Below are 456 nucleotides of genomic sequence, written 5' to 3'. Positions count from 1 at the left end.
GGAGTACAGTAGGTAGTTGAAAGCAGAATAAAGCCGGGGCTGCCGGGAATATTCATTCCCTGGCAGTGATAAGCCGCCAGATCTGATCCGCGATCTGGCGGCTTCCTTTATGGCGGCTGCCCTCGTACCCCTCTGTGTACTCTTCCAATGCGTCATACTTCTGCTTTTTCTTGTAGAAAATCTTCGATTATGGTATACTATGAGAACTTACTGAGGTATCTCACGAACTTATCGGAGTCTGAACTCTGATGGAAGCGGAGGTTTTAATCATGACATGGATCTTATGGCTTTTGGCAGCAGCCTGTGTCATATACTATGTAGTTATCGTCATTTATTCGGGTTTTACCACTTCATTTTCCTTTATCTGGATGGTATTTGCAGCCGCCTGCCTGTTTCTGGCATTGGGCTGGGAATATTATATGAAGCATAAGGACCGGGTGCCGCTCTGGCTGCCGG

The 456-nt window shown here is 47.1% G+C and carries 1 protein-coding gene; it reads left to right on the top strand.

Features of this window, described 5'->3' with window-relative positions:
- Positions 1–248 precede the first annotated feature (248 nt).
- The coding region (locus NE664_13905) for a YdcF family protein (GenBank protein ID MCQ4727728.1) at positions 249–456 on the top strand (208 nt) is incomplete at its 3' end.

The organism is Anaerotignum faecicola, from assembly GCA_024460105.1.
Classification (GTDB): Bacteria; Bacillota; Clostridia; order Lachnospirales; family Anaerotignaceae; genus JANFXS01.
Note: the sequence above shows the minus strand (reverse complement) of the source record. Positions and strands in the feature narration are given on the sequence as shown.